The organism is Mesorhizobium sp. M0051, from assembly GCF_040323235.1.
Lineage (GTDB): Bacteria > Pseudomonadota > Alphaproteobacteria > Rhizobiales > Rhizobiaceae > Mesorhizobium.
Map to the genome: position 1 here is coordinate 42723 of NZ_JAMYUT010000034.1, position 20597 is coordinate 63319.

Consider the following 20597-nt stretch of genomic DNA (forward strand, 5'->3'; position numbering starts at 1 on the left):
CGGCGATGGCTGTGCCGTTTGGGCCGCTCGCCGCGTTTGTTGGCCAGCCCCTCCGTTCCTTTTATCAGCAGGCTATCTGCGGCGGTCTGGTGTTCCAGCTTAGCGATGGAAGTCGTCTCGTTCGAACCGTGGTTCCGATGGCCTTTCAATCAGCGCTTGCCGGGATCATGCTTGCCGCAGACCTGGTCAAGTATAGTGCGGGTTTTCCGATGAGTCGGACAGCCAGCACTACTGCGCCCCCTTTGGTTCTCACCTCCATGATCCGAAAGCCAAAGATTCCAGCGGCCGCTGCATCTGCAGCGATGAGGATTTCATTTCCGCCTACAGGCTGAAATACGGCTGTGCCGTTGAACAGCTGAGCAACGGGTCCGCCTAAAAAGATCTGAAGTCTTCGTTACCGCGGACGGCGCGCTGTCAAGCGCTCACCGATGTTTTCGACCACGATCGAGTGCCTGATGAGAGTGCGGGGCGGATACTATGACACGCTCGGCCCGCTGCTTGTCATGTCAGGCCCAGAACCCACGACAGAGATCCTTGAGCGACGGCTCGCCGTTTACTGTTATCTACGTTCGACCATATTCGTCGTCAAAGCGAACGATATCATCCTCGGCGAGATAATCGCCGCTCTGCACTTCAATGATAACCAGGTCAATTCTGCCTGGGTTCTCGAGCCGATGCTTATGGCCGCAGGGGATGTAAGTAGATTCGTTTGTCCCCAGGAACAACTCCTGCTCGCCATTGACGATTTTGGCGGAGCCGCTGACCACCACCCAGTGCTCCGAACGATGATAGTGCATCTGCAGGCTCAACTGGCGACCCGGCTTCACCTCGATGCGTTTGATCTTGAAGCGCTCGCCTTCCTCCAGAACCGTATAGGTACCCCAGGGCCGGTGTACCGTGCTATGGACCAGATGAGCTTCATGTCCCGAAGCCTTGAGGCCCTCGAAGAGCTTCTTAACGTCCTGAACGCGGTCGCGGGATGTGACAAGCAAAGCGTCCGGGGAATCCACGATCACCAGATCGCTTACGCCCACCGTGCCGATGACGCGCTTGTCGGAGCTCACATAGGTGCCGGTCGTGTCGACCATGTGCACATCGCCGCGTGTCCTGTTCCCGCTTTCGTCGGGGGCGATCAAATCGGCCATTGCGTTCCAGGATCCGATGTCGTTCCAATCCATGTCGCAGGGAATCACGGCAAGTCTGTTAGTCTTCTCCATGACAGCGTGGTCGAGCGAGATTCGCGGCGCGGAACCGAAATGCTCAGGCGCGAGTTCGATTTTGGCAAAGCCTTGGCATTGACTGGCGCGGCCGTTCTCATAGCTGTCGGCGACGGCCTGGAGCACCTCGGGACAATGCAAAACCATCTCGTCGAGCATGGTTTGCGCACTGAAGCAGAAGATGCCGGCGTTCCAGAAGAAGCGTTGAGACGCGACATAGGCTTTGGCTGTCTCCAGATCCGGTTTTTCAACGAAACGGACGACGTTCTCACCATCTGCTTCGATGTAGCCGAATGCGGTGTCCGGTCTGGTTGGGGTGATGCCCAATGTGGCGATCCGCCCGAGCTTCGCATGTTCCATGGCCAGGCCCATGACGTCTAAAAACGCAGGCAGGTTGCTAATCAGGTGATCGGCCGGGAAGACGCACAGGATCGCGTCAGGGCCTTGCGTTGCCCTCGCATGGATCGCGGCTGCAGCCACGGCGGCGGCCGTATCCCGAGCTTCGGGCTCGAGCAGAAAGGTGCGTGGCAGGACCACGGAATCCAGTTCGTCAAATTCGTCCTTGGTCAGGAAGAGGTGGTCCCCGGATGTCACAGCGACGAGTTCCACGACACCTTCTATCGAAGCGGCGCGCAGCACAGTCTGCTGAATGAGAGAATATCCATCCGCCACTTTGAGGAAAGGTTTGGGGTGCGATTGCCTTGAGGCGGGCCATAGCCGCGATCCGGCTCCGCCGCTGATGATCACGGGAATGACTTTCATAACCAACCTCAATTTCGTCTCTGGAGTGATCGCCCGCGTTCTTTCGAGCGTCAGCGTCATGATCGCCGTCGCTCTGGCTTGTCTGCGGCCCCGGCGTAACAGCGAAGTTCTGGCGCGTTGCAGGCGGCGTCAGATGACGACGCTATCGGTAATGTACGACGCCTCCACTGGCGTCGGTGAGAAATGCGCATTCAACTATGCCTGTTGGTTGCGTCTGCCGAATTGCGCAGGTGGCGGGTCTTAACTGAGATCAGAGACTTGGCTGCCTTCTATCAAAGTCAAACGACTTGGCTCTTTCAGATCGAATTCAATTACCCGTGGTGCGAAAAGGCGTGCATATCGTGTAAAGGCGCTCGTCGGGGGAAACCGAATTACGGTATCGCAGCGCCCGAGAAGATACATCTCAACGAGGGCGGAAATTCCGCCGTCAATCCCGAGTGCTGCAGTGTGTAAGGGGCCACCTTGATTGGATCCGAAGTGCTTCGGGACAGTGAGCAGATCGGGAAACCTGGCCGACAGAAGATCCAGTATCCGCGCGCTGTCCGTGCATAAGAACAGCCGCACAGGCCTGGGGTGCGGTAACGCCTTAGCCTTGTCAATTGCAGCGCACACTTGCCGAACGGCGAGCTCCGGATCGGCCCAGTAGGGCGCATGCTCCATGATGTCTTCACCGTTACCGTGCCGAACATGAATCCCGATGATGCTGTGCCCCTCAAAACATTCCTGATAAATGGCATCTATGCGGGCTTGAATTTCTGGCCGAGGCTGGACACTCTGGAACACCTGCCGCTCTGCATCCTCATCGCACCGCCACATCAGACAAGCGTCACACACTACTGTGTTCGCTTCGACATCGTGTTCGGCCTGAAAGAGCTCGCCCAACTCATCGCGCTCTTGGAAAATCTGCTCATCTGGCCGGTAAAGGCACTCGATCGCCGGCCTGTTCCACCACTCCGGGAAGAATGGACCAGGGAAGGAAACGTCGTTGATCCGGTCGTCGGAAATAGCCGGCACGCCAGCGATGTCATTGATCGGCTGGAAGAACACCGGAAACGCATTTGTGAAGGGTTGGTCGAGGTAGCAGGCCCCCCGCCAGTCGATGACTAGAGTTCGTCCCGACCGCTGCGCGTAGCGCCAAGCGGCCGCCAATGACCACAGACAATCACCGAACCCCGTACGCCTCCGAGAGACGACGAACCGGCGCTTTTCCAATCCACTAACATGCATTTTCGGAAATCTCGTTTCAGAGAGGAGGTTGCATCCGGCTTGGAATCCTTAGTCGACACTAGTAGACCCTGACGCCGGGCGCTTGGCAGAGGCCGGGCCATAGGGCAGAAGAGCTCACTCAGCACTGCCCACTAATCCCGTGACGCTCGCACAGCTTGAAGCCGATGCCCTCGCTTCCGGTTCAGCCTTCTCTACTGGGCCTCCGCGGCATATGTAAAATCTATTGAGTGGATGCCGGCCATCCATGTGTTGGATGCCATGATGAAGGGGCTCGGCTGACGCGGGCCCGGCCAATAGAGCCGAAACAGCCGGGAAACGCTGCGACACTGCCTGCCGGAGCAAATCGTTCCGTCGACGCCATACGCCAAGGGTGCAAGGCTGCATACAGCAACCGGTACCGGGCGAGATGAGGTCGACAGCTCGACGCGCCTGGAACCAGCTGATCGACAGAATCTGCAGTCTGCTCCCAAAGTTCTGCACGACCTGTGCCGGATGCTGTGGTGAGGGCTCGCGGCCACGAACGTTGTCCTCGCCCCGAACGGAAGCTCGCGCCTACGACTCCGGGCCGGCGATGCGCCCCCGCTGCTCGGTCAGACCATCCATTCTGTGGATGCACTTTATCCAAACAATCGATTTCACTGATCCAAACAATTCCCATTAGAAGACGCTGAAGCAAGAAAGAAAGGCGTCCTCACTCACTGATGGATGAGCAAATCAGCTGCAAGGTGCTGGGAGTACATGTCGCTCACGGCGTGAGCTGAGCGGCACTCAGACCGCATGTACGAAGTCGACAGGTTAGCGGCGCAACTCTATTTTGCTGTGACTCCAAGCAAGAGGTGTGCTCGGCTGGCGGACTGTCAATGACGAGCTTCGCGCCGCATCTGTCGAAGTGCTCCATAGCGCACGGGGCTGGCCGCACATTGTGTCGGCGTGGCGAGCCGGAGCCGAAACTTTAAACTTTAATAGAGCAGGAATAGAATGGGCGATAGCAGAAAAGTTGCTCTTATTACGGGCATAACTGGACAGGATGGTGCCTATCTTGCCCGTCTTCTTCTCAAAAAAGGCTACATCGTTCATGGGATTAAGCGACGTTCCTCTTCCTTCAACACGGGTCGTATCGAAGACCTCTACCAAGACCCGCACGAATCCGATCCGCGCCTGATCTTGCATTACGGTGACCTCACTGATTCGACTAACCTCATCCGCGTGGTTCAGGAATCTCAGCCAGACGAAATTTACAACTTGGCTGCTCAGAGCCATGTGCAGGTGTCGTTCGAAACACCTGAGTACACAGCAAACGCGGACGGTATCGGTACATTGCGACTTCTTGAGGCGATTCGCCTCCTCGGTCTGACGGACAAGACCCGCTTCTATCAAGCCTCGACTTCGGAGCTATACGGCCTCGTGCAGTCCGTACCGCAGAACGAAACGACGCCCTTTTATCCGCGCAGCCCTTACGCCGCCGCCAAGCTCTACGCCTACTGGATGGTCGTCAATTATCGCGAGGGCTATGGTATGCACGCTTCCAACGGCATTCTTTTTAATCACGAAAGCCCCCTTCGTGGCGAAACTTTTGTGACGCGCAAGATCAGCCGCGCTGCCGCTGCTATCTACCTGGGCAAGCAGGACAAGCTTTATCTCGGCAATCTCGATGCTCAACGCGATTGGGGCCATGCGCGTGAGTACGTGCGAGGTATGTGGATGATGGTACAGCAGGATCAACCGGATGATTACGTGCTGGCTACGGGCAAAACGACTCCTGTCCGCCAATTCGTCGAGTGGGCTTTCGAAGATATCGGCGTCGAGATCGAATGGCGTGGCAAGGGTGTCGGCGAAAAGGGCTATGATGTAGCGAGCGGCAGATGCCTAGTCCAAGTGGACCCACGCTACTTCCGCCCCACGGAAGTCGATCTTCTCCTGGGTGACGCTACCAAGGCGAAGGAGAAGCTCGGCTGGGTGCATGAGACATCCGTGCGCGAGCTTGCTGCGGAAATGGTACGCGAAGACCTGAAGGTCATGCAGACATCTGTAGTCATGAAGGAAGCGTAATGTATGATCTGAACGGAAAAACCGTGTGGGTCGCTGGCCACAAAGGTATGGTGGGCAGCGCTGTTGTACGCCGACTCGCGTCTGAAGACTGCAAAGTTGTGGCCGCCCCTCGGGGAGAGCTAGACCTCAAGCGACAGACCGAGGTTGAAAACTTCGTGGCAGTGATGAAACCGGACGCTATCATTATGGCGGCGGCAAAGGTAGGTGGTATTCTCGCGAACGCCACCTATCCGGTCGACTTTCTTTACGACAATCTGATGATCGAGGCCAATATCTTTGCGGCAGCCCACGAAAACAATGTCGACCGCGTCCTCTTCCTCGGCTCGTCTTGCATCTATCCGAAGATGGCACCACAGCCCATTCCTGAAAGCGCGCTTTTGACCGGGCCACTAGAGCGCACCAACGAATGCTACGCCGTCGCCAAGATCACCGGCATCAAAATGGCTCAAGCCTATCGCCAGCAATATGGCCGCGACTACATCTCCGCTATGCCGACGAATCTCTACGGGCCAGGCGACAATTATGACTTGCAGTCAAGCCACGTTATCCCAGCGCTGATCCGGAAAGCGCATGAAGCTAAGCTCATAAGTGATAAGCAAATCACCATCTGGGGCACGGGCACACCACGTCGGGAATTCATGCACGTCGACGACTGCGCCGACGCATTAGTCTTCCTTCTGAAGAACTACTCTGACCATGATCACATCAATCTCGGCTGCGGACAGGACATCACGATCCTAGAGCTGACTAGAATGATCTGCCGTGTAGTCGGATTTACTGGGGAGATCGCGCATGATCACTCTAGACCTGACGGTACACCGCGAAAGCTGATGAGCGTCGACAAGCTGCGCACTTTGGGATGGGCAGCAAAGATCACTCTCATGGAAGGCATCGAGAGTGTCTATCATGCATTTCTGAACGGGAGCTACACCGAACGGCGATAGATAAGAAGATTTGCTGCGTCTCAGGCCTGTACGCGCTTTCGGGACCCAGAGCTAATGTAGACTGAGACAATCACTGGATGGCGATAGCGCTCATGTGAGCCAGCCGCGAGGAGCCCTGCCGGACCCGGATCCCATCCGCTCCAACCTCGTCGCCGTGAAGGTCACGGTGCGCTGCCCACGCCGACGCCGACTGCGTCAATCCTCACAAGGGTAACCGTCGATAACCGAACGCGTCTACGGTAACCGAATGTACTTCTTGTTCTCGTCCGAGGGATCTGTCGATGGGCATTCCGGACGAGCCAAAGTTTGAACATGTTACCTTCAAAACCCGGTTAGCAACGTCGGATTTGGTATGAAATTCGGAACAAGTGGATTACGGGGCCTGGCGACAGAATTGGCAGGAGCCGCCTCTGCCCTATATGCAACGGCATTCGCGACATTCCTGCTGGAATCCGGCCTGGCCAGAATTGGCGACGAGATACTCATAGGGCGCGACTTTCGCGCCTCGAGTCCGGCCATCGCCGCCGTCTGTGCGGCGGCACTGTCCGCGCTCGGCTTCATCGTAGTCGATTGCGGCGCAGTCCCCACCCCTGCCCTGGCACTGTATGCTCAGGCGCGTAAGAGTGGTTGTTTGATGATCACAGGCTCGCACATTCCGGCCGACCGTAATGGAATAAAATTCTATCGACCCGACGGTGAGATCGACAAGGGTGATGAGCGGGAGATAACGCGCATCGCCTTGCAGTTGGAGAAGCGCGGATACGTCCTTGAAGGTGCTGTTGCACGTCGGCAGCACCGGGAGGCCGAATGCAAGGCCTTTTTCATGGCGCGCAATCGAAAGCTTATGGAGAATAATGCTCTAAAGGGCTTAACGGTGGGCGTATATCAGCACAGCACAGTCGCGCGCGATCTCTTGGTTGACATTCTCTCATATCACTGTGCGACGGTCGTAACCCTGGGACGTTCGGAAGGTTTCATTCCTGTCGACACTGAAGCGGTCTCGGACGAGACTGCTCAACAGTTCAAGCTCTGGGCCAAAGAGCATCGGCTTGATGCGGTCGTCTCGGCAGATGGCGATGGTGACCGCCCACTGGTAGCTGACGACCACGGAGACCCCCTTCGCGGTGATTTGTTAGGCCTGATTACGGCGAACTTCCTGCAAGCGAAGGCAGTCGTCACGCCGGTCACATCAAACTCTGGTATCGAGACCGCAGGTTCTTTTAAAGTCGTGCGTACCAAGGTTGGATCGCCATTTGTTATTGCTGCCATGCTCGATTTGGTTGCGTCGGGTCACGAGCGCGTGGTTGGTTTCGAAGCAAACGGTGGTTTGTTGACCGGCACGGACTTTGACCCGAACGGAACTAAACTGCCAGCGCTACTTACACGCGACAGTTTTCTCCCCATCCTTGCGGCACTTTCCCTTGTTAGTACAAGTGGGCAGCCACTGTCAGAGATTGGCAGTTCCTTTCAATTGCCGGCAGCGGCGGCGGATCGCTTGGAAAACTTTTCCGTCGAAAGCAGCACTCGCCTCATGACATACCTTCGTACAGCGGAAACTAACATCGCCGCCTTCGTCGGGTCGATTGGAGTGGTAAGCAAGGTTAGCGATGTTGACGGACTTCGTATCACTCTCGCGGATAAGCGTGTCTTGCATTTGCGTCCATCCGGAAATGCCCCGGAAATGCGGTGCTACGTCGAAGCCGAAAATCGGGAGGACGCGGAGCTTTTGCTCCGGACTGGATTGGATCGAATTCGTAATTGGACGCAAGGCTAAATAAAAGCCGCCTCCCTGCGTATTCCAGGTGACCCTGGGGGTCGCACAAGCTACTCAAGCGCGATCAGAACGTCCACAGTGTCCCGGCCCTGTCCGCTTTGAAGCGAACCGGAACGCCCGTGGAAACAGCCGATCCGTACCAGCCACGGAGCATCCGGTAGCTCATGGTCAAGGCAGCGCCTTCCGGTAGCGAACAGCCGGTCCCGCACTGACCGCCTGCGCCGCATGTACGATGGCGTTGGTGTCCAGGCCGTGGTGACGGTATAGGTCCGCAATAGTCCCCGTCTGGCCGAACTGCTCGACCCCGAGCGCCTTCACGCGATGCCCGTTAACCCCACCGAGCCACGCGAGCGTCGCCGGGTGGCCGTCGATCACGGTGACGATGCCGCAGTCACGCGATAGCGGCGCGAGCAGCCGCTCGATATGACTCAGGGCGCCAATCGCGCCACGCTGCCGGGCACGTTCCGCCGCCTGCCAGCCCGCATTAAGCCGGTCCGCGGAGGTGATCGCGAGCAGCCCGACATCGCGCCGGTCCTCCGCCAGAAGACCCGTCGCGGCAATCGCCTCCGGCGCGACGACGCCTTGATAAGCAATGACGACACTCGCGTTGGGCCCAGGCGGACGCAGCCAATAGGCGCCATTGACGATGTCCCGCGCGAGCGCCGGGTTCATGTCGCGCAGCGGCTGCTCGAGCGGCCGGGTTGACAGGCGAAGATAGACCGATCCTCCGGTCTGATCACGCAGCCACGTCGTCTCATCCGGATCCCCCTCGCCATTACGTTGCATGTAATCGAAGGCAAAGCGCATGATCACGGACAGTTCGTCGACGAAGGCCGGTTCGAAGGCGCAAAGCCCATCCTGCGCCATGCCGATCAATGGGGTGCCGATCGACTGGTGTGCCCCGCCCTCGGGCGCCAGCGTCACGCCCGAGGGCGTTGCGACCAGCATGAAGCGCGCATCCTGATAGCAGGCGTAGTTTAGCTGGTCGGCCGATCGGTAGATGAAGGGATCATAGACTGTCCCGATCGGCAGCAGGCGCACGCCATTGATCGAGTGCGAGAGACCGAGCGCCCCGAGCATGATCATCAGGTTCGACTCGGCGATCCCGAGCTCGAGGTGCTGCCCCTTCGGCCCAAATTCCCAGGTAAAGGTCGACGGAATGCGTTCGGCCTTGAAGGTGTCCGCCATGGTCTCCCGGGCGAAAAGGCCGCGCCGGTTGACCCAGCCACCGAGATTGGTCGAGACCGTCACATCGGGCGAGGTGGTGACAATGCGGTCGGCAAGCAGACTGCGCTCGCGTGCGATGTCGTTCAGGATCTGGCCGAAGCCCATCTGGGTCGAGAGCGGCTTGCCGGGCTGCCCCGGTGACGGAAGGGTTTCGGGCACCGGCACCGACGGCGCAGACAGCCTCCTACGCCCCTCACTGAAGAACGGCGCCTTTGCGAAGAAGGCGTCAAGTTCCGCTTCCGGCAAGGTGGCGGCCGCCCATTTGTCCCACTCCTCACCCCGCTTTACGCCCATCTGCAGGCGGTAGTCTTCCATCTGCGTGGGCGTCATCTGCCCCGCGTGGTTGTCCTTGTGTCCGGCAAGCGGCAGACCGTAGCCCTTGATGGTGTAACAGATGAAGCAGACGGGACGGTCATGCCTGGACGCCGCCTCGAAGGCTTCGAGGAGGCTCGGCATGTCATGCCCGCCAAGGTTCGTCATCAACGCCTGCAACTCGTCGTCGGAGCGGCGTTCGATCAGAGTGGTGACCGGCCCTTGGTCTCCGATCTCGTCGAGCAGCCGCTTGCGCCAGGCAGCACCCCCTTGGAAGGTCAGCGCCGAATAGAGCTGGTTCGGACAGCGCTCTATCCACTCGAGCAGCTTCTCGCCCCCCGGCTCGGCAAAGGCAGCCTCTTGCAGAGCGCCGTGGCGCAGGACCATCACGTCCCAGCCGAAGTTGCGAAAAATCTGCTCGAAACGCTGCCAGAGGCCCTCCCGGATCACGGCGTCGAGCGACTGGCGATTGTAGTCGACCACCCACCAGCAGTTCCTGAGCCCGTGCTTCCAGCCTTCGATCAGGGCCTCGTAGATGTTGCCCTCATCCATCTCGGCGTCGCCGATCAGGCTGACCATTCGGCCCTCGGCACGCTCCTTCATCCAGCCGTGACCCGAGACGTAGTCCTGCACCAGCGACGAGAACAGCGTCTGAGCAACGCCGAGACCCACCGACCCGGTCGAGAAGTCGACATCGTCGACATCCTTCGTCCGCGAAGGGTAGCTCTGCGCGCCCTTGTAGCCGCGGAAGTTCATGAGCTTTTCGTGGGTCTGGTTGCCCGCCAGATACTGAAGTGCATGGAAGATCGGCGCCGCATGGGGTTTGACCGCCACCCGATCCTGCGGGCGCAGGACCGAACCGTAGAGCGCGGTCATGATGGTACTCAGCGACGCGGACGAGGCCTGATGCCCCCCGACCTTGATCTCATCGCCCTCGCGGACGTGGTTGGCATGGTGGATCGTCCAGGCTGCGAGCCAGGAGACGCAGCGCTCGATCTCGTTCAGATATTCCAGTTTCCTCGTCATTCAGTTTCCCGCAAATCAGCTGCCGGTCTCACAGGACCCCCGCCCAAATGGTCAAAGATCGAGTTTCAACACACCTGTCGCGCGCGACACGCAGGGGATGAAGCGGTGGCCGCGTGCCTCCTTGGACAGGACGGCATCCCGATGGATCGGCTGTCCCGCCAGCATTGCGCATTCGCAGGTCCCGCACACCCCGTTCTTACACGAGGCCATCAACGGCACACCGGCCGCACGCAAGGCGGCCAGTGCCGTGGTCTCAGCCGAAACCTCAACCACCCTGCCCGCACGGAGTTCTATGACGAATGATTCCGGTGGCGCGCCATCAAACTCGGGAGGCTGGAAAGTTTCGAAATGAACAGTACCCTCGGGCCAGTGTTGAGCCGCGCGCCCCACAACCGCCATGAAGCCAGGCGGTCCGCAGTAGTATGTCTGCGCGTCGTCCGAACGGTTCGCCAGCAGCGCGGCGATGTTCTGCCGGGTCTGAGGCTCGTCGTCGAAATGGATCCGCACATTGCCGCCAGGAAGATCGCTCCCGATCGCCGCCAAGAGTGGCGTGAGCGCCCGGCTGCGGGTGAAATAGTGCAACTCGAAGGGCTTGGCCTGCCGGGTGAGCGCGCGCGCCATGGCCAGAATCGGGGTGATCCCGATTCCCCCTGCCAGCAGCAAAGTCGGCCCCTCGCCTGGCTTGAGCGCAAAATGGTTGCGTGGCGCGGAGACAGGCAGTGTGGAGCCGACGGCAATGGTTTCGTGGATCCACGCCGAGCCGCCACGGCCGTCATTCTCGCGCTTCACCGCGATGGTGTAGCAGCTGAGCTCGGTCGGGTCGCCGCAAAGTGAATACTGACGCACCTTCCCTTCAGGCAGATGGACGTCGACGTGAGAACCCGCTTCGAACGCCGGCAGCACAGGTTTGCGTGGGTGTTTCAGGTCGATGACCAGCACGTCGCCCGGCTCCTTGCGGGCGGCGGTCACGGTCAGCTTCATGATGATGCGCGGCGAGGCCATGGCGTTTCACTCGTCGATGGGCAAGATCAGATCACCGGGGCGGATCACGCCCCCGACCTCGATTGTGCAGTTCAGGCCGGAGCGGTTCAGAAGCCCCTCGTAGAGACCCGGAAGCCCGAGCAACTCCTCGATATACTTGCACGGCACATTCATCCGGGCGGCTCTGAGAATCGTTTCCCCGACCCGGAAGCGTTTGCCGACAAGATGGCTAAGCGGAACGCCTCGTGTCGTCAGATTGCGCCGGTGATCTTCGGGTGCGAGCTTGGCCTTGAAGCCCGGAATCCTGGGTTCGCCCTGCGCGATGGCGTCCAAGACTTCAGCTTCGATCAGCGTCACTTCGCGAACGTCAGGACGCGCGGAATAGGTCCCCGTCCCCAGGTAGTAGCGGTCTCCGACAATGCCTTGGCCGGCAATAAGCTGCGCCTGCGCCAGCTCCTCCATTTCATAAGAGGCGGCAGGCGCGATATGGACGTGAAGCAGCTTTCCTCGCCAGGTCATCATCGCTCTCGGAAATTCGTCTCGTGGAAACCTGCTGCAAAACTGGCCTGATCAACAGCGCCAGTTGCATGGCATTTTCCCGGTCCAGTTGGCTGTTTGGAAAGAAATACGGGGGGGCCTCGGACCGTTTTCAGCGCCAGCTTTCGGCGTCGCCCCGTCTCAGTTGTTCCGCGCCGGCATCGCGTCTTGCACCTGCTTGACAACCTCTCGAAGGACCTCAACGCCCTTCCCGATCTGCCGAATGCTCAAGGCGGCATAGCCCATGACAAGTCCGACGCGATCGGTGCGGCCTTGGTCCGATGGCCGTTCGTAGAGCGGCGAGATCAGGTGTAGCCCCAGGCCAGCGTCGCGGGCGGATTCGACCAAGGCCGTTTCCCGCGATCGTGGCAGGTCATTGAACCAAACCGCGACGTGCAGTCCCGCATCTGCTCCCTGGACAGTGATGCGATCCCCGAAGCTGTGCTGCAAGGCACCCAACAACGTTTCCCGACGCTCGCCGTTCAGCCTGCGCACACGGCGCACATGGCTTTCGTAGCCGCCGCTCTCGATCAACGATGCCAGCGCTTCCTGTTCAGCGACCGGCGAATGCCGGTCTGCGAATTGTTTGGCGGTTGCGAAGACCTCCTGCAATTCGGGCGGGACGACGAGGTAGCCGATGCGCAGCATCGGCGAGAGCGTCTTGGATATCGTGCCGAGGTAGATGACAGCCCCGTGGTCCTCGAGACTGTGCAGCGGAGGGACCGGATTGATGTCGTAGCGATATTCGCTGTCGTAGTCGTCCTCGATCACATAGGCGTTGTTGTGCCGCGCCCATTTCAGAAGCTGATGGCGGCGCGCGATCGGCATGACGCCGCCCAGCGGAAACTGATGCGATGGCGTCACATAAGCCAGTCGTGCCCCGATCCCCGCCAGCAACTCGGTCCTCATCCCGTCTTCGTCGACGATGACCGGGATGGGTGAGGCACCCGTACTGGCAAAGACCTGACGCGCCATCCTGTAGCACGGATCCTCGATGACGAAACGGTCGGCGGGATCGAGAAGCAGGCGCGCGCACAGATCAAGGCCCTGCTGCGAACCGTTCACAACTATGATCTGGTCGAGGTCGCAGCTCAGGGTCCGGGCGCGCCAGAGATAGCCCTGAAGCGCCTGGCGAAGCCGGCGCGAGCCGCGAGGATCGTCATAGGCAAGACGCAGCGGGCGCTGCCCCATCGCCTCGTTCATCGCGCGTTTCCAGACCAATGAAGGGAAATCCGACGGCGCGAGGTCGCCATAGCGGAACTCGACCTTCAGCCCAGTCGGCAGATAATCTGGCCAGGGTGACGTCGCGCGCAGCCGCTCGCCATATGCGGACAGGTGGATCGGGCTGACCCGTTGCGCGTGAGTGCGCCCCGTCCCATGGCCCATCAACGAAGACGCAACGCGAGGTCGTGCGCCTTGACGGACTTCGATGAAACCCTCCGCAGCCAGTTGCTCATAGGCGACCGTCACCGTGGTTCGCGAAACGCCGAGGTCATTTGCCAGGGCCCGGGAGGATGGCAACTGACTGCCGGTTTCGTAGACGCCGCCGAGGATTTGCTCGCGAAGGGCTTCGTATATCTGGCGTGCACCCATCGCGTGCGAGCGCGCTGCAGACCCGGCACTTGAAGACTGGACCATCTCTTTCATCGCCAACTGGATATTTCACATTGGCCAGGTTGCCGTCAATCTTTCGGAACCCCAAGAGAGATCGCAGAGGCCGAATGACCAGCTCCCATCAATCCGAAACCGATGCTCCCACGGGGTCGCTCAACCGCACCAGCCCCGGATTTGCCACCCGGGCGATCCATCATGGCTACGATCCGGCCGGCTTTTCCAATGCCGTCCAGCCGCCAGTGTTCCTGACGTCAACCTATGGGTTCGAAAGCGTGGCAGCAAACGATGCCGCCGCCGCCCTTGGTGGACGGCTCTATGCGCGCGAATACAATCCCACGACCGAGATCCTCGAGCAGCGGCTCGCGAATCTGGAAGGAGCCGAGGCGGGGCTGGTTGTTGCCTCGGGGATGGCGGCCTTCGGCACTCTGATCCTGTCGCTCCTGTCCCAGGGCGATGAACTCATCGTCCACAAGACGCTTTATGCGAACACGCTTGCCATGGTCGAACAGGCGGTCCCCCGCTTCGGCATCAAGGTCGTCGCGGTCGATCTGTCAAATCCCCACAATCTCGATGCTGCGATCACCGAGCGGACGCGGCTGGTTTTCTTCGAGACGCCGGTGAATCCGCTGAGCCGCATCCTAGACATAGCGGCAATTGCCGAGCGCGCTCACGCGCGCGGTGTAAGGGTTGCAGTCGACAGCACCTTCGCCTCGCCCGCGCTCCAGCGACCGCTTGAGCACGGGGCAGACATCGTGCTCCATTCGCTGACCAAGTACATCAATGGTCATGGCGATGCCCTTGGCGGGGCGCTTCTCGGCGACGCCCAAACGCTCCGTACGCTGCATGAAACGGGCCTGCGCTACATCACCGGCGCAGCGCTCTCGCCCATGTCAGCTTTCCTAATCCTGCGCGGTCTCAAGACGCTGACGCTGCGTATGGAACGGCACAGCGCCACGGCCCTTGCGGTGGCTCGGGCGCTGGAAGCGCACCCGGCGGTGGCATTTGTGAGTTATCCGTTCCTCGACTCGCACCCTGATCAGGTGACGGCGCGAAAACAGATGTCCAACGGATCGGGCATGTTGGCCTTTGGCCTCCACGCTGGATACGAAGGAGCGCGCCTGATGATGGACCGGCTCAACCTGATCACTCGCGCCGTCAGCCTCGGCGATGCCGACAGCCTTATCTATCATCCAGCAAGCCTCACCCGTGCTCGGCAGCCGATCCGCAAGGATGCCCATTTGGCCGATGGAGTGGGCGAGGACCTCATGCGTCTCTCGGTGGGTCTTGAAGACGCCGATGACCTCATCGCAGACCTGCGGCGGGGTCTGGACGGCTTATGATGACCTGTCGTGTGGCCACCCTTGCGCTCACGCATGAACCTGGAGCCTTGCCATGGCATTCCTGAGCGGTCTTTCCGCGTTCCCCATTACGCCGACCGATCGTGACGGCCGCGTCGATAGCGTTGCCCTGCGCAGGCTGATTGCTCGGCTTGGCGCCGCTCAGGTCCATTCAATCGGTCTTCTCGGCAGCACCGGCACATACATCTATCTGTCGCGCGAGCAACGGCGGCGGGCGCTCTCCGAGACCTTGGACCAAACGGCGGGGCAAATGCCGGTCGTGGTGGGTGTGGGCGCGCTGCGCACCGATGAAGCCGTGGGGCTCGCGCAAGACGCCAAGGCCCTTGGAGCAGCTGCGGGTTTGCTTGCCGCCGCCTCCTACACCCCGCTTACTGATGACGAGGTGTTCGAACATTTCTCCACTGTGGCGCGCGAAAGTGGCCTGCCGATCGTCGTCTACGACAATCCAGGAACGACGCATTTCCATTTCAGTCCACCCCTTGTCAGCCGCCTGGCAAAGGTGGCTGGGATTGTCGCCATCAAGAATCCGACAGACAAAAGCGATGCGATCAAGAACCACCTGACCGCCCAGAGGCGCACACTGCCGAAAGGGTTCTCGATTGGCTACAGCGGCGACTGGAACGCCGCCGAGGCCATGATCGCCGGCGCCGACACATGGTACAGCGTCCTCGCGGGCATCCTGCCCGAGGTCTGCATGACGATCGTCACAGCGGCGCAACAGGGCGATGCGGCCGAAGCGCGACGGATCAATGCCGCGCTGGTCCCGATCTGGAGCCTCTTCAAGGAGTTCTCGAGCCTTCGCGTCGTCTATGCACTCGCTGAATTGCTCGACATTTGCGCCGCCCCCCCGCGTCCCATCCTGCCTCTGCCCCCAGCAGCGAAGCGCCAGATCGCCGCCGCGTTGAAAGGTTTGCCATCGGATGCCAGCCGGTGAACAGCAAACCCCGTTCGGCAAGTGAAAGGTATTTACCCGCTCATTTCGAGAACTGATCGAAAACAACGCACTCGGCGTGCTGATAGCCATGGCTGGAGCGGTCTCGACGCCAATCACACCCCCTTCGAACTCGACAATCGACTGCGGAGGGCGCTTTACTTCCGGCCCGGTGCGCGCATTGAAGCCGGTGCCAATGCCGCCGGCGAACACCAGATTTCCGTCCTCGACATTCGCCAGAGCACGCTTCCCGACCGCCGTAACTGTTGCCGGGTTCGCAGCCGATGACGATGAACTCATCACTCAGCACGCATTTTGTCTCACCCATTCTTGGCGCCGGCCGGATCGATATGGACTGACACGCAGCTTGGAGACGATGCCCTCGAGGCCGAACTGGGAGACTTGCGCGAGAATGTCGCTGCCGCCGCTGATCTCGTCGCTCAGAACGATGCCGTTTGGCGGCGTCTCAGCAGGTTTAACTAGCGCTTTGCGCCGATCGACGAGTGGCCGATCGCGAAGACCCTCGCCGTCGATCTTGAGCAGGTCGAAGCCGGCAAGCATGGTCCTGACGTCTCCCGCCGCGGCCAAGAGCCCGCTGAAGACTGGGAATGCGCGACAAGCCTTCTGGTCAACGACGAACGCCTCACCGTCTATTATCGCGTCCGAGGCGCCGAGCTCGGCCACCGCCCGGGACGATAGCCGGAAACCTGAGGGTCCAGTCGTGGAGGTTGCGGGTCGAGGTAGGCCCCCATCGATAGTCGTCCCATTTCATTTCGTGTAGCCAATCAGGGCCCTGCCGGACGCGGCCGACCAGCGGTCGATGTTCGCGACGACCCGAATGTCCAGTCTCGTGTAACCCAGCCTAAAGCGGCCTGTCCGCCCAAAAAATGACATTCAGTTGCCTCCAGCCTTTCGACACGACCCACTTCACGATCTCGTAACTCGCCAACCTAGCGGCTTGTTGCTTGAGCTGCGCGTTCCTAGGGTGTGGTCGCTAGGCCTCAGCAACAAGAGCTCGGTTGCCAGGCGGGCGGAGGCTCAACGAGATAGCCAGCTCAGGACAAGGAGAGCAAGCAATGGTCGCTTTTACCCTCAATGGCGAGGCGCGAACACTCGACGTCGATCCAGAGATGCCGCTGCTCTGGGCGGTCCGTGACGTCATCGGACTCACGGGAACGAAATTCGGTTGCGGGCTTGCCCAGTGCGGCGCTTGCACGGTTCACGTTAACGGCATGCCGACGCGCTCGTGCCAGACCGCAGTCGGCGACATCGAAGGAGCCTCGATCACCACCATTGAGGGTGTGTCGGGCAAGATAGGCGAAACGGTCCAGGCCGTGTGGGCCGAGTTCGACGTACCTCAATGCGGCTATTGCCAGTCTGGCCAGATCATGTCGGCCGTGGCCCTCCTTACAGAGACGCCTAAGCCGTCGGACGATGATATTGATTCGGCGATGAGCGGCAACCTCTGCCGCTGCGCCACCTATCATCGCATCCGCGCGGCCATCCACGAGACCGCCAACCGGCTGGAGACTTGAGGCATGTCGCAGTTTCTCTCGAAGCATAACTCCGTGCGGCCCACGCGCCGCCGGTTCCTCGTCGGCGCGGGCGCCACCACCGCTGGCCTCGCAGTGGGCTACCGGCTAGTGCTGGCGGCGTCCGACATCGCACAAACGACTACTGCAAAGGTTCAGGCGAACCCCTTCCAGACCTATGTCGAGATCACAAAGGAGAACCGAATCATCATCCACTCCTCGCAGTTCGAGATGGGACAAGGCTCCTATTTCGGCATCGCCACCCTGGTTATGGAAGAACTCGACGGCGACTGGGCGCAGGTGGACGTGGTCGGCGGATATGGCAATACCGCGCTCTACGGCAATCTCGCCTGGGGCGGGGCCGCACAGGCGACTGGTGGCTCCACGTCGATGAGTTCGTCGTGGGAACGCTACCGCAAGGCGGGTGCTGCCGCACGGGCCTTGCTGGTGGCGGCCGCGGCGCAGCGGTGGGATGTGCCAGCCGGCGAGATCAAAGTCGCTTCCGGGGTCGTGTCGCACGCCTCAGGGATGCAGGCGCGCTACGGTGACCTGGCTGAAGCCGCAGCGGGAATGCCGGTTCCCGACGACGTGCCGCTAAAGCCGCGCGACAAGTGGGCCCAGATCGGATCGGACAGCCTCAAGCGCTACGATTCCGCCGGCAAGACCAACGGCGCGCAGACCTACACGATCGACCTCATGATGGAGGGACTCCAGACGGCCGTTATGATCCATCCGCCGAAGTTCGGCGCCGAGATCGAGAGCTTCGACGCAACCAAGGCCAAGGCACTCGACGGCATTGTCGATGTCGTCCAGACGCCGCGAGGCATTGCCGTGGTTGGCAGGGACACCTGGACGGCGCTCAAGGGCCGCGACCTCGTGGAGGTGACCTGGAACGAGGAGAAGGCCGAAGGGCGCGGCACGGCCGAGATCATGGCCGAATACAACAAGGCAGCAGACGATCTGGGCGCGGCCACCGCGCGCGACGACGGTAACACTCCCGCAGCGTTCGCCAGTGCTGAGAAAATCATCGAGGGGCACTACGAATTCCCCTATCTTGTCCATGCTTCGATCGAGCCACTCAACGCGGCCGCCCGAATCAACGAAGACGGCACCATCGACGTCTGGGGCGGACACCAGATGCCCGACCTTTATCAGGCGGCTGCCGCTCAGGTAGGCGGCACCACGCCGGACAAGGTGAGGCTGCACGTGATGAAGACCGGCGGCAGTTTCGGCCGCCGCGCGGTCTTGGATGCAGATGTCATTATCGAAGCTGTTTCCACAGCGCGTGCACTGGGACGCGGCAAGCCAGTGAAGGTGCAGTGGACCCGCGAGAATGACATGCGGGGTGGGCGGTACCGGCCGGCCTATGTGCACGCAGTCAAGGCGGGGATCGACAAGAAAGGCAATGTCGTCGCTCTCCATGACCACATCGTGGGCCAATCGGTCTTGGGCGGTTCGACCTCTGCGGCGATGATCAAGAACGGCATCGATCCAACCTCCGTAGAGGGCGCCACCAACCTGCCCTATGCGATCCCGAACCTGAAGGTCGAGCTGACCACCACGGACGTGAACATCCCGGTGCTGTGGTGGCGTTCGGTAGGCTCCACCCACACCGCTTACGCGGTGGAAACCCTGATCGATGAGCTCGCCGCCGCTGCGAACCGTGATCCGGTCGACTTCCGCTTGTCAATGCTCGGTCACCATCCACGGCATGCCGCCGTGCTTAAAGTGGCTGCTGAGAAGGCAGGCTGGGACAAGCCTCTGCCGGAAGGCCGTTTCCGCGGCGTGGCCCTGCATGAAAGCCTCTCGACCTATGTCGCCGATGTGGTGGAGATCACCCTCAACGATGAAAATGGTTTCAAGGTCGACCGCGTCGTCTGCGCGGTAGATTGCGGCACCGCGATAAATCCTGACCAGATTCGCGCTCAGATGGAGGGCGGTATCGGCTTCGGGCTAGGCGCGATCCTCCAGGAGGAGCTGACCCTGAATGGCGGTGTCGTAGACCAAGAGAACTACGATACCTATACACCGCTCAGGATCGAGCAGATGCCGCGAGTCGAGGTGCACATTGTGCCGTCCGAGGAGCCGCCCACGGGAGTTGGTGAGCCAGGTGTGCCGCCGATCGGCCCGGCCGTCGCCAACGCGCTACGGGCGGCGACGGGCAAGACTATCCGCAAGCTGCCGATTATAAAGAACATGTCAGGAATGACACCATGAAACAGCCGCGATGAAGATCGCGCCGTTTTCGAACGCCTCCTGACAGGCGCTCATTTCCATGGGTCAAATTCCGGCGGCTGCCCGCTCCAATATCCGGTTTGGAGACGGCACCCCGTGTTCTGAACGACCACAGACGGGCCTTGGCGCCGGTTCCACTGAAGAACCGCTTTCGAGACGCAAATGCGTCCACTCCATGAAGAGCACAACCGTATAGCACCAGGAAGGCTAGCTACCTCCATCGCTTCGGAGACCCAGGAACCCTCAGAAAACCGAACCTCCCGAGCTCAGAGGCGCTCGTGATCACAATCGCGCTGGTGCGTGGATCATTGTTCAAGGGTTTGCCGATAGGCAGGCGAGATGGCCGATCGACATGATCTTCGCCCGATGCCCTACAAACACAATGCCGGCCGCTGTCACGGAGTCGCGAAGACGAAGGCAATGAGGGTCGACGCCGATACTCATCGTTTGGTTAACAGAGCGCTTGGAATGCCATGCGCTTCACATCGGAGTAGCCATCCGGGAAGCCTGAAGCGCTTTGAAAACGCATGTGCTGCGGCTGTTATTCATAGCGTGGATGACTTTGATCAAAACAATCGATTTCATCACTCTTCCGGAATCGTGCATGGACAAAAAAAGAGCCTCACGCACCAATCACACGCTGCTCTATCGCGTGACGAAAGCTGCCTTAGGAATAATCCAAAGGAGAAAATCTTCGATGCGCCCTGACGTGCAGTGGAGGTCGTGCCGAGAAAGTGAGTTGCAACTGGCCGACAATGTCGGGCGGTGCGACCATGGTCGCTTCGGAGAATGAAATCGGGCCAGTTCACGGGGGCGGTACTGTTATTCGTCGACGGCCGCCCTTCCCAAGAACAGGCGGCATCGCAAGTTG

General features: G+C 60.3%; 14 protein-coding genes. 7 read left to right on the forward strand and 7 right to left on the reverse strand.

Annotated features, from left to right (window positions below; all coding sequences use genetic code 11):
* Positions 1-563 precede the first annotated feature (563 nt).
* Together NKJ90_RS27715 and NKJ90_RS27720 are read right to left on the reverse strand one after the other, a co-directional pair.
* On the reverse strand, positions 564-1979 hold the full coding sequence (locus NKJ90_RS27715) for a mannose-1-phosphate guanylyltransferase/mannose-6-phosphate isomerase (RefSeq protein WP_352487307.1): 1416 nt from the start codon (positions 1977-1979) through the stop codon (positions 564-566).
* A 240-nt stretch (positions 1980-2219) separates the two neighbouring features.
* Positions 2220-3206, reverse strand: coding sequence for a nodulation protein NodZ (locus NKJ90_RS27720; RefSeq protein WP_023711832.1), 987 nt, complete (start codon positions 3204-3206; stop codon positions 2220-2222).
* 978 nt (positions 3207-4184) lie between these two features.
* Here NKJ90_RS27720 and gmd point away from each other — a divergent pair.
* The 3 genes from gmd to NKJ90_RS27735 all read left to right on the forward strand — a co-directional run bounded on the left by gmd (position 4185) and on the right by NKJ90_RS27735 (position 7973).
* Positions 4185-5255, forward strand: a complete 1071-nt coding sequence (gene gmd / locus NKJ90_RS27725; RefSeq protein WP_352487292.1) for a GDP-mannose 4,6-dehydratase — start codon at positions 4185-4187, stop codon at positions 5253-5255.
* Positions 5255-6199: a GDP-L-fucose synthase gene (fcl, locus tag NKJ90_RS27730; protein WP_352487293.1), complete on the forward strand. Its 945-nt coding sequence runs from the start codon at positions 5255-5257 to the stop codon at positions 6197-6199. Before gmd ends, fcl begins: the two co-directional genes overlap by 1 nt.
* Positions 6200-6551: 352 nt before the next feature.
* On the forward strand, positions 6552-7973 hold the full coding sequence (locus NKJ90_RS27735; protein WP_352487294.1) for a phosphomannomutase: 1422 nt from the start codon (positions 6552-6554) through the stop codon (positions 7971-7973).
* Positions 7974-8141: 168 nt separating this feature from the next.
* Here NKJ90_RS27735 and NKJ90_RS27740 read toward each other — a convergent pair whose 3' ends face one another.
* The 4 genes from NKJ90_RS27740 to pdxR all read right to left on the reverse strand — a co-directional run bounded on the left by NKJ90_RS27740 (position 8142) and on the right by pdxR (position 13694).
* Positions 8142-10538 (reverse strand): transketolase, encoded by a 2397-nt coding sequence (locus tag NKJ90_RS27740; RefSeq protein ID WP_352487295.1) that lies wholly within the window; start codon positions 10536-10538, stop codon positions 8142-8144.
* A 51-nt stretch (positions 10539-10589) separates the two neighbouring features.
* Positions 10590-11540, reverse strand: a complete 951-nt coding sequence (locus NKJ90_RS27745) for a PDR/VanB family oxidoreductase (RefSeq protein ID WP_352487297.1) — start codon at positions 11538-11540, stop codon at positions 10590-10592.
* Positions 11541-11546: 6 nt separating this feature from the next.
* Complete coding sequence (locus tag NKJ90_RS27750; protein ID WP_023758446.1) at positions 11547-12038, reverse strand: MOSC domain-containing protein; 492 nt, start codon at positions 12036-12038, stop codon at positions 11547-11549.
* Between the two features lie 159 nt (positions 12039-12197).
* Complete coding sequence (gene pdxR, locus NKJ90_RS27755) at positions 12198-13694, reverse strand: MocR-like pyridoxine biosynthesis transcription factor PdxR (RefSeq protein WP_502904952.1); 1497 nt, start codon at positions 13692-13694, stop codon at positions 12198-12200.
* Between the two features lie 83 nt (positions 13695-13777).
* On the opposite strand from pdxR, the gene NKJ90_RS27760 reads away from it, so the two are divergent.
* Both NKJ90_RS27760 and NKJ90_RS27765 read left to right on the forward strand, forming a co-directional pair.
* Complete coding sequence (locus NKJ90_RS27760; RefSeq protein WP_352487309.1) at positions 13778-15010, forward strand: trans-sulfuration enzyme family protein; 1233 nt, start codon at positions 13778-13780, stop codon at positions 15008-15010.
* 52 nt (positions 15011-15062) lie between these two features.
* Positions 15063-15962: a dihydrodipicolinate synthase family protein gene (locus NKJ90_RS27765; RefSeq protein ID WP_352487299.1), complete on the forward strand. Its 900-nt coding sequence runs from the start codon at positions 15063-15065 to the stop codon at positions 15960-15962.
* 300 nt (positions 15963-16262) lie between these two features.
* Here NKJ90_RS27765 and NKJ90_RS27770 read toward each other — a convergent pair whose 3' ends face one another.
* Positions 16263-16643, reverse strand: a complete 381-nt coding sequence (locus NKJ90_RS27770) for an ATP-dependent DNA ligase (RefSeq protein WP_352487300.1) — start codon at positions 16641-16643, stop codon at positions 16263-16265.
* A 392-nt stretch (positions 16644-17035) separates the two neighbouring features.
* On the opposite strand from NKJ90_RS27770, the gene NKJ90_RS27775 reads away from it, so the two are divergent.
* Together NKJ90_RS27775 and NKJ90_RS27780 are read left to right on the forward strand one after the other, a co-directional pair.
* Complete coding sequence (locus NKJ90_RS27775) at positions 17036-17494, forward strand: (2Fe-2S)-binding protein (protein ID WP_023708041.1); 459 nt, start codon at positions 17036-17038, stop codon at positions 17492-17494.
* 3 nt (positions 17495-17497) lie between these two features.
* Positions 17498-19708 (forward strand): xanthine dehydrogenase family protein molybdopterin-binding subunit, encoded by a 2211-nt coding sequence (locus NKJ90_RS27780; RefSeq protein ID WP_352487301.1) that lies wholly within the window; start codon positions 17498-17500, stop codon positions 19706-19708.
* The last annotated feature ends 889 nt before the right edge of the window (positions 19709-20597 follow it).

Excerpts from the sequence above, each read along its gene's own strand:
- NKJ90_RS27780 (WP_352487301.1), top strand. The coding sequence starts at position 17,498 with ATGTCGCAGTTTCTCTCGAAGCATAACTCCGTGCGGCCCACGCGCCGC.
- NKJ90_RS27740 (WP_352487295.1), bottom strand. The coding sequence starts at position 10,538 with ATGACGAGGAAACTGGAATATCTGAACGAGATCGAGCGCTGCGTCTCC.
- NKJ90_RS27745 (WP_352487297.1), bottom strand. The coding sequence starts at position 11,540 with ATGGCCTCGCCGCGCATCATCATGAAGCTGACCGTGACCGCCGCCCGC.
- fcl (WP_352487293.1), top strand. The coding sequence starts at position 5,255 with ATGTATGATCTGAACGGAAAAACCGTGTGGGTCGCTGGCCACAAAGGT.
- NKJ90_RS27750 (WP_023758446.1), bottom strand. The coding sequence starts at position 12,038 with ATGACCTGGCGAGGAAAGCTGCTTCACGTCCATATCGCGCCTGCCGCC.
- NKJ90_RS27720 (WP_023711832.1), bottom strand. The coding sequence starts at position 3,206 with ATGCATGTTAGTGGATTGGAAAAGCGCCGGTTCGTCGTCTCTCGGAGG.
- NKJ90_RS27775 (WP_023708041.1), top strand. The coding sequence starts at position 17,036 with ATGGTCGCTTTTACCCTCAATGGCGAGGCGCGAACACTCGACGTCGAT.
- NKJ90_RS27760 (WP_352487309.1), top strand. The coding sequence starts at position 13,778 with ATGACCAGCTCCCATCAATCCGAAACCGATGCTCCCACGGGGTCGCTC.
- gmd (WP_352487292.1), top strand. The coding sequence starts at position 4,185 with ATGGGCGATAGCAGAAAAGTTGCTCTTATTACGGGCATAACTGGACAG.
- pdxR (WP_502904952.1), bottom strand. The coding sequence starts at position 13,694 with ATGGTCCAGTCTTCAAGTGCCGGGTCTGCAGCGCGCTCGCACGCGATG.
- NKJ90_RS27765 (WP_352487299.1), top strand. The coding sequence starts at position 15,063 with ATGGCATTCCTGAGCGGTCTTTCCGCGTTCCCCATTACGCCGACCGAT.
- NKJ90_RS27735 (WP_352487294.1), top strand. The coding sequence starts at position 6,552 with ATGAAATTCGGAACAAGTGGATTACGGGGCCTGGCGACAGAATTGGCA.
- NKJ90_RS27715 (WP_352487307.1), bottom strand. The coding sequence starts at position 1,979 with ATGAAAGTCATTCCCGTGATCATCAGCGGCGGAGCCGGATCGCGGCTA.